The following is a 16773-nucleotide window of genomic DNA, read 5'->3' on the forward strand; positions in this document are numbered from 1 at the left end:
CTCGCCCCGGTCGCCGCGCCCGCGCTGCCCGCGCCGCGCCGCCGCCGCGCCGCCGTCCGCGCCGAGTTCGGGGTGGCGCCGCACCAGCCGCTGATCCTCTCGGTCGGCCGGCTGCACCCGCAGAAGCGGTACGACGTGCTGATCGACGCCGCCGCGCGGTGGCGTGGCCGGACCCCGCCGCCCGTCGTGGTCATCGCCGGCAGCGGCCCCGCGTACCTGCCGCTGGCCGCCCGGATCTCCACCGCCCGCGCGCCGGTGACCCTGCTCGGGCACCGCACCGACGTGGCGGACCTGCTCGCCGGCGCCGACCTGGCCGTGGTCACCAGCGACTGGGAGGCCCGGCAGCTCTTCGCCCAGGAGGCGCTGCACGCCGGAGTGCCCCTGGTGGCCACCGCGGTCGGCGGCCTGCCCGAGCTGGTCGGCGACGCGGCGGTGCTGGTGCCGGCCGGCGACGTCGACGCGGTCGACGCGGCGGTGCGGTCGTTGCTCGACGACGAGAGCCTCCGCGCCGACCTGGCCCGCCGGGGCGCCGCCCGCGCCGCCACCTGGCCCGCCGAGGAGGACACCGTCACCGCCCTGCTGGCCCTCTACGCCGAGCTGGCCCCGGACGCCGCCGGACCGGCCGGCGCCGACACCCCGTCGACGGGGCGCCGGTGATGCTGCGCCGACTCACCCCGGTCCTGCTCACCCTGCTCGTGGTGGTGCTCGGCGTGACCGCGCTGGCGGCCCGGCCGCAGACCGGCGCGCCCCGACACACCGCCGACTTCGTGGTGGTGGCCGGCGTCGCCGGGCTGCGCTGGGACGACGTGGACCCGCAGACCACCCCGACGCTGTGGCGGATGGCCGAGCGAGGGTCGATCGGGTCGCTGTCCACCCGCTCCGCGCACCGGCCCACCTGCCCGGTGGACGGCTGGCTCACCCTGGGGGCGGGCAGCTACGCCGCCTGGAACGGCAGTCGCCAGCAGGGCGGCTGTCCGCCGGTCGGGGTGACCGTGGAGCAGCCCGACGGCATCGGCGCGAACCTGCCGGACCAGGAGGGCGTGGTCCGCTACAACGCCGACCGGCTGCCCTGGGGCGCGGTGCCCGGCTCGCTGGCGGAGTCGGTGCGCTGCTCGGTGGCGGTCGGCCCCGGCGCCGCGGTCGCCGCCGCCCGCCCCTTCGGCCGCGTCGACCGGTACGCCCCGGCGCTGCCCGCCGACCCGGCCGGGCTGCTCGGCTCCTGCGTGCTGAGCATCGTCGACCTCGGCACCGTCACCGGTACGGACCCGGTGGCCCGCCGGGCGGACGCCCGCCGCGCCGACCAGGCGCTGGCCCGGGTGCTCGCCGCCCGGCCGGCCCGCTCGCTGGTCCTGGTCGCCGGGGTGTCCGACACCGCCGAGCCGGCCCGGCTGCACGTGGCCGTCGCCGACGGGCCGGGCTGGGAGCACGGCTGGCTCACCTCGGCGAGCACCGGCCGGGAGGGGTACCTGCAGCTGGCCGATCTCGCCCCGACCGCGCTCGCCGCGCTCGGCCGGCCGATCCCGGAACGGCTCTTCCTCGGCCGCCCGGCGGTCCGGATCGAGGACCGCCCGGACGACCTCGCCGCCGCCATCGCCGCCCCGGCCGACGCCGACCGCGAGGCGGGTGCCCAGCGCACCGTCGCCGGGTGGTTCTTCGCCCTGCTCGCCGGGGCGCAGGTGGCGCTCGCGGTGGCCGTGCTGCCGCTGCTGCGCCGCGCCCGCCGGCTCGCCGGCCCGCACAGCCCGCCGCCGGTCTCCCGGCGGATCGTGGCGGTCGTGGAGCTGCTGCTGGTGGCCGCCGCGCTGGCCGTCCCCGCCGCCCTGCTCGCCGACGCGGTGCCCTGGTGGCGCGGTGACCATGCCGGCTGGTGGTTCGCGCTGGTCACCGTGGCCCTGATCGGGGCGGCGACCGCCCTGGTCCGGTTCGCCCCCGGGCACGACCGCACCCTCGGCCCGCTCGGCGTGGTGGCCGGCCTGGCCACCCTGGTGGTCGGCGCGGACGTGGTCAGCGGGGCCCGGTTGCAGCTCAACGGCGTGGTCGGCTACTCGGCGCTGGAGGGCGGTCGCTTCTCCGGTCTGGGCACCGTGGGCCTCGGGGTCTTCCTGGCCGGGTCACTGCTCTGCGCCGGCTGGCTGGCGCAGCGGGTCCGCCGGGGCTGGCGGCCGATGGTGGTCGTCGCGGTCGGCGGCGCGGCCGTGGTGGTGGTGGGCAGCCCGTACCTGGGGTCGGACCCGGTCGGCGCGGTGGCGCTCACCGCCGGGGTGGCGGTCGCCGCGGCGATCAGCACCGGCGGCTGGCTCACCGTCAGCCGGCTGGTCTGGGCGGCGATGGCCGGGCTGGCGCTGACCATCGGCGTCGCCGTGGTGGACCTGCGTCGCCCCGCCGACGAGCGCGGCGCCCTGGGCCGGCTCCTGGCCGCCCTCGCCGACGGCACCGGCGGGCTCACCGTGCACCGCTCCAGTACGGCGAACTTCGAGACCCTGGTGAACAGCCCGCTGACCCTGCTGGCCGTCGTGGGGGCGCTGCTGGTCTGGTTCGCCCTGCTCCAGCCCTGGGGCGGGCTGCTGCGGCTGTTCGGCATCTACCCGGCGGTCCGGGCGGCGATGGCCGGCACCGCCGTGGCCGCGGTGATCGGCGGGCTGCTGGGTGGCTCCGCGCTGGACGTGGCCGGGGCGGCGGGTGCGCTGGTGGTGCCGATGGCCGCGCTGGCCTCGCTGCGGGTGCTCGACCATTCCACCGACCGGACCCAGCCCGTCCCCGCGCGGCCGGGCGGTGCGTCGGCCGGTGACGCGCCGGACGGCGGCCCGGCCGGGGGCGAGCGGGGCGACGGCGGGTCCGCCGGCTCCGGGCGTACCCCCGAGGGTGGTCAGGCCGACGCCGACGCGACCGGGACCGGCGACGCGCCGGGGGCGGACGGACGGCCGGGGGAGGGCGAACGCCGCCCCGGCGCGGTGGCGGTGCCCGCCGCCCGCGTCCCCGGCGACGGCGCCGGGGCATCGACCGAGGTGACGGCGACCTGACCGGCCGGCCGCCTCCGGGCACGTCACCCCGGGTGCGACGCCGGACCGGGGTCGGGAAGGTGTTACCGTGGAATCCCGTGGATCGCGTGATCACTTTGCTGATCGGCACGGCGGTTCGCTTGACCGCTACGGACGACACGGGAGCAGGCCTTGGCCCCTTCAGCACGCACGACCCGGCACATCTTCGTCACCGGGGGCGTCGCCTCCTCGCTCGGTAAGGGCCTCACCGCCTCCAGCCTCGGCAACCTGCTGAGCGCGCGCGGCTTGCGCGTGGTGATGCAGAAGCTCGACCCGTACCTCAACGTCGACCCCGGGACGATGAACCCGTTCCAGCACGGCGAGGTCTTCGTCACCGAGGACGGCGCCGAGACCGACCTCGACGTCGGCCACTACGAGCGGTTCCTCGACCGGGCGCTCTCCGGCAAGGCCAACGTCACCACCGGCCAGATCTACTCGGACGTGATCGCCAAGGAGCGGCGCGGCGAGTACCTGGGCGACACCGTCCAGGTGATCCCGCACATCACCAACGAGATCAAGTCCCGGATTGTCGGCATGGCCGACCCGGACGCCGACGGCCAGGTGCCGGACGTGGTGATCACCGAGGTGGGCGGCACCGTCGGCGACATCGAGTCGCTGCCGTTCCTGGAGGCGATCCGCCAGGTCCGTCACGACCTCGGCCGGGACAACTGCTTCTACCTGCACGTCTCGCTGGTGCCGTACCTGGCGCCGTCGGGCGAGCTGAAGACGAAGCCGACCCAGCACTCGGTGGCGCAGTTGCGCAACATCGGCATCCAGCCCGACGCGATCGTGCTGCGCTGCGACCGGGAGATCCCGGAGAAGCTCAAGGAGAAGCTCTCCCTCTACTGCGACGTGGACCGCGAGGCGGTCGTCGCCGCCCCGGACGCGCCGAGCATCTACGACATCCCGAAGGTGCTGCACCGTGAGGGGCTCGACGCGTACGTGGTGCGCCGGCTCGGGCTCTCCTTCCGGGACGTGGACTGGACCAGCTGGGACGACCTGCTGGACCGGGTGCACCAGCCGCACCACACGGTCACCGTCGCGGTGGTCGGCAAGTACGTCGACCTGCCCGACGCGTACCTGTCGGTCAGCGAGGCGATCCGGGCCGCCGGCTTCGGCCACCGGGCCCGGGTGCAGCTGCGCTGGGTGCCCAGCGACGACTGCGTCACCCCGGCCGGCGCGGCGGCCGCCCTGGCCGGCGTGGACGGCATCCTCATCCCGGGCGGCTTCGGCGTGCGCGGCATCGAGGGCAAGATCGGCACCGCCCGCTACGCCCGGGAGAACGGCATCCCGCTGCTCGGCCTCTGCCTCGGCCTGCAGTGCATGACCATCGAGGTGGCCCGCCACCTCGCCGGCCTCGACGGGGCGAACTCGCTGGAGTTCGACGAGGAGGCGAAGCACCCGGTCATCGCCACCATGGCCGACCAGGAGGACATCGTCGCCGGCAAGGGCGACCTGGGCGGCACCATGCGGCTCGGGGCGTACCCGGCGAAGCTGACCGAGGGCTCGATCGTCGCCGAGGCGTACGGCAGCACCGAGATCAGCGAGCGGCACCGGCACCGGTACGAGGTGAACAACGCCTACCGTGACCAGCTCACCAAGGCCGGCCTGCACTTCTCCGGCACCTCGCCGGACGGCCGGCTGGTCGAGTTCATCGAGCTGGACCGGGACCTGCACCCGTTCTTCGTGGCCACCCAGGCGCACCCGGAGCTGAAGAGCCGCCCGACCCGGCCGCACCCGCTCTTCGCGGCGTTCGTCAAGGCGACCGTGGCGTACTCGGAAGCCGACCAGCTGCCGGTGGACATCGACGCGGTGGCCGACGCCCCCGCGGCGGATCGGGCCGCCCACAACGGCGCCGGAGCGAAGGCGTCCTCGGCCTCATGAGCGCCGTCGAGCACCGCTACGAGCTGCGCGGGCGTACCGAGCGGTATCGCGGCAAGATCTTCGACGTGGTCACCGACGAGGTGACCATGCCGGGTGGCGGCACCGCGCAGCGCGACTACGTCCGGCACGTCGGGGCGGTCGCCGTGGTGGCGCTCGACGACGCCGGCCAGGTGGTGCTGCTGCGGCAGTACCGGCAGCCGGTCGGCCGGCACCTGTGGGAGCTGCCCGCCGGGCTGACGGACGTCGACGGCGAGGACCTGGCGGCGGCCGCCGCGCGGGAGCTCGCCGAGGAGGCCGACCTGGCCGCCGGCACCCTGGACCTGCTGGTCGACGTGCACACCTCGCCGGGCTTCTCCAACGAGGTGGTGCGGGTCTTCCTCGCCCGTGACCTGGCCGACGTCCCCGCCGACGAGCGGCACGAGCGCCGCGAGGAGGAGGCGGACATCCAACTCGTCCGGCTCGACCTTGACGAGGCGGTCGGCATGGTGCTCGCGGGCGAGATCACCAACGGTCCGTGCGTGGCCGGGCTGCTGGCCGCGGCCCGCGCCCGCGACACCGGCTGGTCGGTGCTGCGCCGGGCCGACGCCCCGCTGCCCCACTGACCCCGGGTACGCCCCGAAGGGCCGCACGGCACGTCTGTGCGGCCCTTCCGCGTCGTGTCCTGGGGTTTCCGGCGGGCGGCGGCCCCGACGTGGTGCGACGATGGGGCCGGACCGTCGAGTGGAGGCGCCGGCCCGACGCCTGACAGACCGTCAGGCGGATCGGGCACCGGATGTCACTGTGCTGGCTCCCGGAGGGTGGCCGCGCGCCTAGACTGCCGCCGGCGGGACCGGTGGACCGCGCCGGCAATGGGGCCGACGCGCACCGCGCAGTCGGGGGTGAGCTGCCCCGAGAGAGGTGTCTGCATCGTGAAGGTCGGAATCCCACGCGAGGTCAAGAACCACGAGTACCGCGTGGCGATCACGCCGGCGGGCGTCAACGAGTTCACCCGCCACGGTCACGAGGTCTTCGTCGAGTCCGGCGCCGGTGAGGGGTCGAGCATCACCGACGACGAGTTCGCCGCCGCCGGCGCCAAGATCCTGGCCACCGCCGACGAGGTGTGGGACACCGCCGAGCTGGTGCTCAAGGTCAAGGAGCCGATCGCCGAGGAGTACCACCGGATGCGCGAGGGGCAGGTGCTCTTCACCTACCTGCACCTGGCCGCGTCGAAGGAGTGCACCGACGCGCTGATCGACCGGAAGGTCACCGGCATCGCGTACGAGACCGTCGAGCTGCCGGACCGGTCGCTGCCGCTGCTCGCCCCGATGTCCGAGGTGGCCGGCCGGCTCGCCCCGCAGGTGGGCGCGTTCTACATGATGCGCACCGGCGGCGGGCGGGGCGTGCTGCCCGGCGGCGTCTCCGGCGTGTACGCGGCCAAGACCGTGGTCATCGGCGCCGGTGTCTCCGGCCTGAACGCCGCCGCCATCGCGCTGGGCCTGCAGTCCGAGGTGCTGCTGCTGGACAAGAACGTCGCCCGGCTGCGTCAGGCCGACGCCATCTACCGGGGCCACCTGCAGACCGTCGCCTCCAACGCGTACGAGATCGAGCGGGCCGTGGTCGACGCGGACCTCGTCATCGGCGCGGTGCTGGTCCCCGGCGCGAAGGCCCCGAAGCTGATCTCCAACGAGCTGGTCTCCCGGATGAAGCCGGGCAGCGTGCTCGTCGACATCGCCATCGACCAGGGCGGCTGCTTCGAGGACTCGCGTCCCACCACGCACGCCGACCCGGTCTACAAGGTGCACGAGTCGATCTTCTACTGCGTGGCGAACATGCCGGGCGCGGTGCCGAACACCAGCACCTACGCGCTGACCAACGTCACCCTGCCGTACGCGCTGGAGCTGGCCAACCAGGGCTGGCGCGAGGCGCTGCGCCGCGACCCGGCGCTGGCCCTGGGCCTGAACACCCACGACGGGCGGGTCACCTACGGCCCGGTCGCCGAGGCGCACGGCATGGAGACGCTGCCGCTGTCGGACGTCCTGGCCTCCAGGGGCGACGCCTGACCGCAGCACCGGACCTCGGGGCCGGTGCGGGCCCACAGCCCGCGCCGGCCCTGCGCCGTGCCGTCCGCGGCTACCTCGACCACCTCACCGTCGAGCGGGGCCTGTCGGCGAACACCCTCTCGTCGTACCGCCGGGACCTGGAGCGGTACCTGACCACCCTGGCCTCGGCGGGCGTCGCCGACCTGGCCGCCGTCGGCCCCGGCGTGGTCGAGTCGCACCTGGCCCGGCTGCGCGCCGGCGATCCCGACCACCCGCCGCTGGCGGTCTCCTCGGCCGCCCGGGCCGCCTCCGCGGTGCGCGGGCTGCACCGCTTCGCGCTGCGCGAGGGCCTGGCCGGCGCCGACCCGAGCCGGGACGTGCACCCGCCCACCCCGCCGCGCCGGCTGCCCCGGGCCCTGCCGGTCGAGGACGTGGTCCGGCTGCTGGAGACCGCCGGCCCGGTCACCGCCACCGGCGACGGGGCGGCGCTCGCGCTGCGCGACCGGGCGTTGCTGGAGTTCCTGTACGGCACCGGCGCGCGCATCTCCGAGGCGGTCGGCGCCGCCATCGACGACCTGGACGTCACCGAGGGCACCGCCCTGCTGCGCGGCAAGGGCGGCCGGACCCGACTCGTGCCGATCGGCGGGTACGCCGTCGAGGCGCTGCGGGCCTGGCTGGTGCGCGCCCGCCCCGGCCTGGTCGCCGCCGGCCGGGGCACCCCGGCGGTCTTCGTCAACGCCCGCGGCGGCACGCTGACCCGGCAGGGCGCGTGGACCATCCTGCGCCGCGCCGCCGAGCGGGCCGGGCTGCCCGTGGACGGGCCGAGCGCGGTCTCCCCGCACACGCTGCGCCACTCGTACGCCACCCACCTGCTCGACGGCGGCGCCGACGTGCGGGTGGTGCAGGAACTGCTCGGCCACGCCTCGGTGACCACCACCCAGGTGTACACACTGGTCACCGTGGAACGGCTGCGCGAGGTGTACGCGACCGCCCACCCGCGCGCCCGCGGCTGATCCGTCCCATCGCCGGCGGACCGGCCGGGACGGCCGACACGCCGGACCGGTACTGAACGCGCTGCTGGTCGGTGGCGTAGAGTCGGCTTCGGCGCGGACCTCCTGGGGCGACATCCGGGGTGCGCAGCGGCGCCGCGAAGGGTCGGAAGGCTCCGACGCCGGGTGGTCGTCGGGAGGGGGCAACGAGGACATGGCTGGCAACGGTGATCGTGCCGACGCCTGGACGTCGGAGCTCCGCGAGCAGCAGGCGTCGCTCGGCGCGGACCTGGGTCCGGCGGACCCGGCCGCGTACACGATGCGCAAGCCCATTCCGGAGCCGATGCCGACCGACCGGCACGGGCCGGCGCGGATCATCGCGATGGCCAACCAGAAGGGTGGCGTGGGTAAGACCACCACCACCATCAACCTGGGTGCCGCGCTCGCCGAGTACGGCCGCAAGGTGCTGCTGGTCGACTTCGACCCGCAGGGCGCGCTCTCGGTGGGGCTGGGGGTGAACCCGCACAACCTCGACCTGTCGGTCTACAACCTGCTGATGCAGGACGACGTCACCGCCGAGGACGTCCTGATCAAGACCGACGTGGCCGGGCTGCACATCCTGCCGGCCAACATCGACCTCTCCGCGGCCGAGATCCAGCTGGTCAACGAGGTCGCCCGGGAGATGGCCCTGGCCCGGGTGCTGCGCAACGTACGCAAGGAATACGACTACATCCTGATCGACTGCCAGCCCTCGCTGGGCCTGCTGGCGATCAACGCGCTCACCGTGGCGCACGGCGTGCTCATCCCGCTGGAGTGCGAGTTCTTCAGCCTCCGGGGCGTGGCGCTGCTGCTGGACACCATCGACAAGGTCCGCGAGCGGCTCAACTTCGACCTGGAGCTCGAGGGCATCCTCGCCACCATGTACGACAGTCGCACCACGCACTGCCGGCAGGTGCTCCAGCGGGTGGTCGAGGCGTTCGGCGACAAGGTCTACCAGACGGTGATCACCAAGACGGTGAAGTTCCCGGAGTCCACCGTGGCCGGTGCCCCGATCACCACGCTCGACCCGGCCTCCTCGGGGGCCCGCAACTACCGGCAGCTGGCCCGTGAGGTGATCGCCGCCCAGGCCGACCGGTAGGCCGGCGTGCACCTTCGCGTCGCCGGGCCCGGAGCGTGGACTACGGTCTTCCGGTGACCGCGCCTCCGTTGGACCCGCCGACGACCCCGGAGCAGCCCGCCGTGGTGGCCGCCGAGGTCGCCGCCGAGGTGGCGACGGATCCGGGCGGCGTGCCGCAGGCCGACGAGAGCACCGGGTTCACCGTCCGGTTGGCGAACTTCACCGGCCCGTTCGACCTGCTGCTGCAACTGATCAGCAAGCACAAGCTGGACGTCACCGAGGTGGCGCTGCACCAGGTCACCGACGAGTTCATCGCCTACATCCGGGCGATGGGCGACCAGTGGGACCTCGACGAGACCAGCGAGTTCCTGCTCATCGCGGCCACCCTGCTCGATTTGAAGGCGGCCCGGCTGCTGCCCTCGGCCGAGGTGGAGGACGAGGAGGACCTCGCCCTGCTGGAGGCGCGGGACCTGCTCTTCGCCCGGCTGCTGCAGTACAAGGCGTACAAGGAGGCGGCGGCGCACATCGCCGAGCTGGAGTCGGTCGGCGGCCGGCGGTACCCGCGCGCGGTCACCCTGGAACCCCGCTACGCCGAGGCGCTGCCCGACCTGGTGCTCGGCATCGGCCCGGAGCGGCTGCTCAAGCTCGCCATCAAAGCGATGACCCCGAAGCCGGTGCCCGAGGTCTCCATCGCCCACGTGCACATGGTGCGGGTCAGCGTCCGGGAGCACGCCGCGATCCTCTCCGAGCGGCTGCGCCGCGCCGGCATCGCCACGTTCTCGCTGCTCTGCGCCGACTGCGAGATCACCCTGGAGGTGGTCGCCCGGTTCCTGGCGCTGCTGGAGCTGTACCGGGAGGGGCTGGTCGCGTTCGTCCAGGAACAGGCCCTGGAGGAGCTGACCGTCCGCTGGACCGGGCCCGCCGAGGGCGGCGCCGACCTGCACATCGACGAGTACGCCGGCGCCGCCGAGGCGACCGGTGCCGAACCGGCCGCGAGCGGGCCGGGCGACCCGCCGGCACGCCTGCGGCCCGGGGCCGGCACGGTGGCCGGGGACGGAACGGGTGACCTGGGCGACAACGGTGACCCGGGCGGGAACGACGAGGAGCAGCGGGATGAGTGACAAGGAGCGCCGGGACTCGCTGGCGGATCAGGCCGCCGCCTGGACCCCGCCTTGGGAGCGCCACACCCTGCCGAAGAAGCCCGCCCCCGACCCCGCCGCCCCTGCCGAGCGGACTGAGCCCGAGATCTTGGACAGTTACCGGTCGCCAGGAACGGAAACCGTCCAAGATCTCGCCGCTGACATCGCCGTACCGGTGCCGCCCGCCGGGCCACCGGTGGACGCCGCGCCTTCCGGCGAACCGGTGGAACCGACCGACGTCGACGCGGGCGTTACCGGTGCCGAGCCGGCCGGCGCCGGCCCGGACGCCGCCGGGCTGCCCGGCGCCGACCTCGACGGTGCGGGGTCGGCCGCGGACCTGCAGGCGGCGGGCGTACCGAGGAAGCAGCCCGCACCCCGGCGGCGGGCGACGCCCGCGCCGGAGCCGGCCCCGGAGCTGGACGACGCGGAGCTGCGCGGCGCCCTGGAGGCGATCCTGCTGGTGGTGGACGAGCCGGTCAGCGAACTGGTCCTGGCCCAGGTGCTGGAGCAGCGGCCGGAGCGGATCGGGCCGGTGCTCGACGACATCGCCGCCGGCTACACGGCCGCCGGGCACGGTTTCGAGCTGCGCCGGGCCGCCGGTGGCTGGCGTCTCTACACCCGCCCGGAATACGCGACCTACGTCGAACGGTTCGTATTGGACGGGCAGTCCGTACGACTGACCCAGGCCGCGCTGGAGACCCTCGCGGTGATCGCCTACAAGCAGCCGGTGACCCGTTCGCGGATCTCGGCCATCCGGGGTGTGAACTGTGACGGGGTCATCCGTACCCTGGTCTCCCGCGGGTTGGTCGAGGAGTGCGGCACCGAACCGGACAGCGGGGCGTTCCTCTACCGGACCACCACCATGTTCCTGGAGAAGCTGGGGCTGAACTCGGTGGCCGACCTGCCTCCGCTTGCCCCGTTCCTTCCCGACGACGTAGAAGAGCTTGCCGATGCGACGCGATGACCGTGCCCCGAAACCCGACGCCCCCGTCTACGAGGGGACCGAGCGCCTGCAGAAGGTGCTCGCTGCCGCCGGCGTGGGCTCCCGACGCGCCTGCGAGGACCTGATCTTCCGGCGCCGGGTGACCGTGGACGGCCGGGTCGCCAAGCTCGGCGACAAGGTCGACCCCGCCACCGCCGTGATCCACGTCGACGGCGAGCGCCTCCAGGCCGACAACCGCCTGGTCTACCTGGCGATGAACAAGCCGCGTGGGGTGGTTACCACCATGGCGGACGAGAAGGGACGCACCGAGCTCGCCGACTTCATCGGCAACCGGGTGGAGCAGCGGGTCTACCACGTCGGGCGGCTCGACGCGGACAGCGAGGGCCTGCTGTTGCTCACCAACGACGGCACCCTCGCCCACAAGCTCATGCACCCGTCGTACGAGGTGCTGAAGACCTACCTCGCCGAGGTGGCCGGGCCGATCCCGCGCAACCTGGGCAGGCGGCTGATGGCCGGCGTGGAGCTGGAGGACGGGCCGGTCAAGGTCGACTCGTTCAAGTTGGTGGACACCCTGGGCAAGACCGCCCAGGTGGAGCTGAGCCTGCACGAGGGGCGCAAGCACATCGTCCGGCGCCTGCTGGCCGAGGTCGGGCACCCGGTGGCCCGGCTGGTGCGTACCTCGATCGGGCCGATCCGGCTGGGTGACCTGCGTACCGGGCGGATCCGGCGGTTGACCAACGCCGAGGTCGCCGCCCTGTTCAAGGCCGTGGGTGACTGACCTCCTCGTTCGGGGTACGTGTGCCGGTAGGCTTCGACGCGGCCCGCGGGCCGGCGGGTGGCGTGGGTCGCCCCCGGCGGCGTCGCGCGCGGCCGACCCGCGAGGCGCGGGATGATTGACAGAGATACACAACCGCTCAACGGCGCCGGAGACACCGGCGACCCGCGAGGTACGGGCTGAGGAGGACAACGGTGGAGGAAAACGTACGGGCCGGGCGCTGCGTGGTCGCTGTGGACGGGCCGTCCGGTTCGGGTAAGTCCACCGTCTCGCGGCGGCTCGCCGTCAGCCTCGGTGCCCGCTATCTGGACACCGGCGCCATGTACCGGGCGATCACCTGGGCGGTACTGCGCTCCGGTGTCGACCTGACCGACGCCGAGTCGGTGGGCAAGGTCGCCGGCGAGGTCGACCTGCGTATCGGCACCGACCCCCAGGGGTACGGCGTGACCGCCGACGGCGTGATCGTCGACAAGGAGATCCGTGGCCCGGAGGTGACCGCGGCGGTCTCCGCCGTGGCCGCCGTGCCGGCCGTACGCGCCCTGCTGGTGGCCCGGCAGCGCGAGATGATCCTCAACGCCGGCCGGATCGTGGTCGAGGGGCGTGACATCGGTTCCGTGGTGGCCCCCGACGCCGACCTGAAGGTCTACCTGACCGCCTCCGAGGCGGCGCGCGCCCAGCGGCGCAGCGCCGAGGACGCCGCGGACGTCGTGGCGACCGCCGCGGACCTGGCCCGCCGGGACAAGCTGGACTCCACCCGCAAGGTGAACCCGTTGCAGCAGGCCGCCGACGCGGTCGAGCTGGACACCACCGAGCTGGGCATCGACGAGGTCGTCGCCCGGTTGCGCGACCTGCTCACCGAGCGGGGTGTGGCATGAGCGAGGACACCGTCGGCTGGGTCGAGCTGCGCGAGCCGGACGTCGACGTCGAGGTGCCGACCGGGCCGCAGCCCGTGGTGGCCGTCGTCGGCCGTCCCAACGTGGGCAAGTCGACCCTGGTCAACCGGATCATCGGCCGCCGTCAGGCGGTCGTCGAGGACGTCCCCGGGGTGACCCGGGACCGGGTGCCCTACGACGCCCAGTGGAACGGCCGCTCGTTCACCGTGGTGGACACCGGCGGCTGGGAGCCCGACGCGAAGGACCGTGCCGCGGCGATCGCCGCGCAGGCCGAGACCGCCGTGGTCACCGCCGACGTGGTGCTCTTCGTGGTCGACGCGATGGTCGGTTCGACCGACGTGGACGAGGCCGCGGTGAAGATGCTGCGGCGCAGCGCGAAGCCGGTCATCCTGGTCGCCAACAAGGCCGACAACGCCGCCATCGAGATGGAGGCGACCTCGCTCTGGTCGCTCGGTCTCGGTGAGCCGTTCGTGGTGTCGGCGTTGCACGGCCGGGGCTCCGGCGAACTGCTCGACGCCATCCTCGACGCGATGCCCGAGGCGCCGAAGATCGTCGAGAACCGCCCGCGCGGCCCGCGCCGGGTGGCCCTGGTCGGCCGCCCCAACGTCGGCAAGTCCAGCCTGCTCAACCGCTTCTCCGGCGAGGAGCGGGCGGTGGTCGACTCGGTCGCCGGCACGACCGTCGACCCGGTCGACAGCCTGGTCGAGATCGGCGGCGAGACCTGGCAGCTGGTGGACACCGCCGGCCTGCGCAAGCGCGTCGGCAAGGCCAGCGGCACCGAGTACTACGCCAGCCTGCGCACCGCCGGGGCGATCGAGGCCGCCGAGGTGGCGGTGGTGCTGCTCGACTCCAGCGAGCCGATCAGCGAGCAGGACCAGCGGATCCTGTCCATGGTCACCGAGGCCGGCCGGGCGCTGGTCATCGCCTTCAACAAGTGGGACCTGGTCGACGCCGACCGCCGGTACTACCTGGACAAGGAGATCGAGCGGGAGCTGCGCCGGATCCCCTGGGCGATCCGGCTCAACCTGTCGGCGCAGACCGGCCGGGCGGTGGACAAGCTTGCCCCGGCGCTGCGCAAGGCGCTGGCGAGCTGGGAGACCCGGGTGCCCACCGCGCAGCTCAACCAGTGGCTCACCGCGCTGGTACAGGCCACCCCGCACCCGGTGCGCGGCGGCCGGGCCCCGAAGATCCTCTTCGCCACCCAGGCGGGCGTGGCCCCGCCGCGGTTCGTGCTCTTCACCACCGCGCCGCTGGACGCCGGCTACCAGCGCTTCGTCGAGCGCAAGCTCCGCGAGGAGTTCGGCTTCGAGGGCAGCCCGGTGGAGATCTCGGTACGCCCGCGCAAGAAGCTCGGCCCCGGCGGCCGGGGCAAGGCGCACGGCTGATCCTGGTACGTCCCGACGCCGGGTGGCCGCATCGGTCACCCGGCGTCGCCGTGTCCACCGTCAACCCACCCTCCTAGGACGCTCTAGGGGGAGTGGCGTACGCCTCGGCCGCCGCCGCCAGCGGTCGGCGGTTGGCGGTTGGCGGGCCACGGTTCGGGTAGTCACCGGCGCCAGCCGGCGGCGGGCCTGCTCGTCGTCGGCCCGCGGCCGTACCGAGCCGCTGGCCACGCTGCGGGGGTCACGGGCCGATGTCGGATGTGTCGCAGTCCCGGCGCCAGGAGGTCTCCCGGGTCGTCGTGGAGCTGCGGGTCCACGGGGTCTCCGGCTCGGAGGCCGGGCAGGTGCTCGACCGCCCGTACGTCTACCAGGTGGCCGGTGACCGCAGCGGCGGCTTCTACCGCCCCCGACCCGGCTACCCGGACTCCAAGGGACCGGGCGGGGTGGTGCTGGAGGCGTACCGGTGGAGCGACCTGCCCTCGGGCACCGCCAGTCGGACGCTGTCCCTGGTCTTCATGCTGCCGTTCATGCTGAGCAACGTGGCGATCTGGATGCGGCCGGCGGGGCGGGGATCCGGTGCGGGCGTCAAGGTGCTGTGCCGGCTCGTCGCGCTCAACCTCACCCTGCTCTACGTGCTCTCCGCCACCGGTGTCGCCCTCGACCTGATCGCCTGGAAGTGCATGGCCTCCGCGCAGTGCCTCGCGGGCCGCACCTGGCTGTCCTGGCTGGGCTATCGCCCGGTCGGACTACGCCTGGCGGTGCTGACCCTGCTGCCGGTCTCCGCCGTCGCCCTGGTCTGGCTGCTCGGCGCCCGCCCCGGCCGCTCGTACGACGCTTTCCGTGCCCCGGGAGGCGGGCCCCGGGGCGACCGGCTCAACGCGGTCGGCCAGTGGGACGCCATGCCGATGGTGGGCCGGTTGCGGGCGATCCACATCGCCGCCGCGTTCGCGGTGCTCGCCCTCACCCTCCTCGCGGCGAGTGGCGCCGCCGATCCGTCCCCGGTGACGACCGCGTTGGCCGCGCTCGCCGTGCTGGTGCTGGCGGCCTGCGCGGCCCTGCTCTGCGCCCCCACCCTGCTGGAACGGCCCCGGACCGCCCGGACGCCGGACGGGCTGACCTCGGCGTTGCGCGCCACCGCCTGCGGACTGATCGTGGTGGCCGTCGCCGTCGTCGCGCTGAATCGGACCCGGTGGCCGCCGTCGGACGGGCTGCCCGGGTACGGCCGGATCGTCGGCTGGGTGCTCCTCACCCAGATGGGGCTGCTGGTCGCGCTGGGCGCGCTGGCCCTGTGGCGGCGGGCCGGTCGGGACCCCCGTCCGGCGCTGCTGCGCGGGCTGGGAGCGCCGGTCATCGCGGCGGTCGCGGTGGGCCTGGCGGGCGCGCTCTCCGCCGAGTTGATCTACCGGACGGCGTACTTCCTGAACCGCCGCGCGATCACCGGACGCCCGGACGACCTGGCCGCCCCGCCACTGGGGTACAAGTGGGCGATCTTCACCTTCTTCTTCACCACGGTCGCCGCGGTGCTGGTCGGTGCCGGGATGACCCTGCTGTCGCGGCGCGGCCGTCTACGGGCGGCCGCGGCGATCGTCGCGGCGGACTTCCCGGCCGCCCCGCCGGCCGCCGCCGCCCGGATGGAGCGCGTCGAGACGACCATCGCCCGGGCCCGGTTCACCGAACGGCTCGGCCCGTTGGCCATCGCGTACGCCTGCCTGACGGCGCTGGGCCTGGCCGCGAGCGTGCTCGGGCTGTTCGGCCTGCAACCCAGCCCGTTGGCGGAACGCTTCCTCGGTGTGCCGAGCGACTTCGTGAACTTCGCGATCACCATCGGCAGCTACCTCATCGCCGGGGTCGTGGTCGCCCTGCTGGTGGGTGGGCTGTTCGCGTACCGGACGGCGGAGTTCCGCCGGTACGTCGGCGTGCTCTGGGACCTGGGGACGTTCTGGCCCCGCGCGGCCCACCCGTTCGCGCCGCCCTGCTACGCCGAGCGGGCCGTGCCGGAGCTGGCGAAGCGGATCTGCTACCTGGCCGACCGGCACGCGGGCGTCCTGCTCACCGGCCACAGTCACGGCTCCGTCCTGCTGGCCGCGACCGTGCTGCAACTGCCACCGCAGGTGTGCCGGCGGGTCGCGCTGCTGACCTACGGGTCCCCGCTGGACCGCCTGTACGCCCGGCTCTTCCCGGCGTACCTGGGCCGGGACGTGCTGCACGAGGTGGGCGACCGGATCGGCTGGCGCTGGCGGAACCTGTGGCGGGACACCGATCCGATCGGCGGCTGGATGTTCGCCGCGCACCGGCCGGGCGATCCGCCGGCGGGCGACGCGAGCGCCGCCGTGGACCGGCGCCTGCGCGACCCGCAGGACGTGGTGGCGCCGCCGGGCGACAGCGTGCCACCGCCGATCAAAGGGCACTGGCCGTGCGAGTCGGACGAGCACTTCACCGACGCCGCCCGCGAGCTGGTCGACCGACTGCGTGACCCGGGCCGGGGCTGACCCCGCCGCCGGTGTCACCGCCGTGGCTGTGCGGAGGCACGGGAGCGGCCTGTGAGCGCGGTTGATTGCGGCGGCGAACGGTGGACGCCGGTCTAAGCTCGGTGCT

General features: G+C 74.3%; 13 protein-coding genes. All 13 read left to right on the top strand.

Features of this window, described 5'->3' with window-relative positions; translation table 11 throughout:
• The coding region (locus V6U81_RS25995) for a glycosyltransferase (protein WP_334493003.1) at positions 1-657 on the top strand (657 nt) is incomplete at its 5' end.
• Entirely contained in the window at positions 657-3020 is a 2364-nt protein-coding gene (locus V6U81_RS26000; RefSeq protein ID WP_334493004.1) for a hypothetical protein, read from the top strand. The genes V6U81_RS25995 and V6U81_RS26000, both read left to right, overlap by 1 nt.
• A 150-nt stretch (positions 3021-3170) precedes the next feature.
• Positions 3171-4922, top strand: a complete 1752-nt coding sequence (locus V6U81_RS26005) for a CTP synthase (RefSeq protein ID WP_334493006.1) — start codon at positions 3171-3173, stop codon at positions 4920-4922.
• Complete coding sequence (locus V6U81_RS26010; protein WP_334493007.1) at positions 4919-5524, top strand: NUDIX domain-containing protein; 606 nt, start codon at positions 4919-4921, stop codon at positions 5522-5524. The genes V6U81_RS26005 and V6U81_RS26010 overlap by 4 nt, the downstream gene beginning before the upstream one ends.
• A 306-nt stretch (positions 5525-5830) precedes the next feature.
• Positions 5831-6961: an alanine dehydrogenase gene (gene ald / locus V6U81_RS26015; RefSeq protein WP_334493008.1), complete on the top strand. Its 1131-nt coding sequence runs from the start codon at positions 5831-5833 to the stop codon at positions 6959-6961.
• Positions 6958-7953, top strand: a complete 996-nt coding sequence (locus V6U81_RS26020) for a site-specific tyrosine recombinase XerD (protein ID WP_334493043.1) — start codon at positions 6958-6960, stop codon at positions 7951-7953. Before ald ends, V6U81_RS26020 begins: the two co-directional genes overlap by 4 nt.
• Before the next feature lie 190 nt (positions 7954-8143).
• Positions 8144-9067: a ParA family protein gene (locus V6U81_RS26025; RefSeq protein ID WP_334493009.1), complete on the top strand. Its 924-nt coding sequence runs from the start codon at positions 8144-8146 to the stop codon at positions 9065-9067.
• Between the two features lie 53 nt (positions 9068-9120).
• A complete protein-coding gene (locus V6U81_RS26030; protein ID WP_334493010.1) occupies positions 9121-10167 on the top strand; it encodes a segregation and condensation protein A in 1047 nt (348 codons plus the stop codon).
• On the top strand, positions 10160-11149 hold the full coding sequence (scpB, locus tag V6U81_RS26035; RefSeq protein WP_334493011.1) for an SMC-Scp complex subunit ScpB: 990 nt from the start codon (positions 10160-10162) through the stop codon (positions 11147-11149). Before V6U81_RS26030 ends, scpB begins: the two co-directional genes overlap by 8 nt.
• Complete coding sequence (locus V6U81_RS26040; RefSeq protein ID WP_334493012.1) at positions 11136-11906, top strand: pseudouridine synthase; 771 nt, start codon at positions 11136-11138, stop codon at positions 11904-11906. The genes scpB and V6U81_RS26040 overlap by 14 nt, the downstream gene beginning before the upstream one ends.
• 191 nt (positions 11907-12097) lie before the next feature.
• Positions 12098-12778 (top strand): (d)CMP kinase, encoded by a 681-nt coding sequence (gene cmk / locus V6U81_RS26045; RefSeq protein ID WP_334493014.1) that lies wholly within the window; start codon positions 12098-12100, stop codon positions 12776-12778.
• A complete protein-coding gene (gene der / locus V6U81_RS26050; protein WP_334493016.1) occupies positions 12775-14181 on the top strand; it encodes a ribosome biogenesis GTPase Der in 1407 nt (468 codons plus the stop codon). Before cmk ends, der begins: the two co-directional genes overlap by 4 nt.
• Positions 14182-14429: 248 nt before the next feature.
• The gene (locus V6U81_RS26055; protein WP_334493018.1) at positions 14430-16667 is read left to right on the top strand and encodes a hypothetical protein; all 2238 of its coding nucleotides are present in this window, start codon (positions 14430-14432) and stop codon (positions 16665-16667) included.
• Positions 16668-16773: the final 106 nt, after the last annotated feature.

It is taken from the genome of Micromonospora lacuserhaii (assembly GCF_036902735.1).
Classification (GTDB): Bacteria; Actinomycetota; Actinomycetes; order Mycobacteriales; family Micromonosporaceae; genus Micromonospora.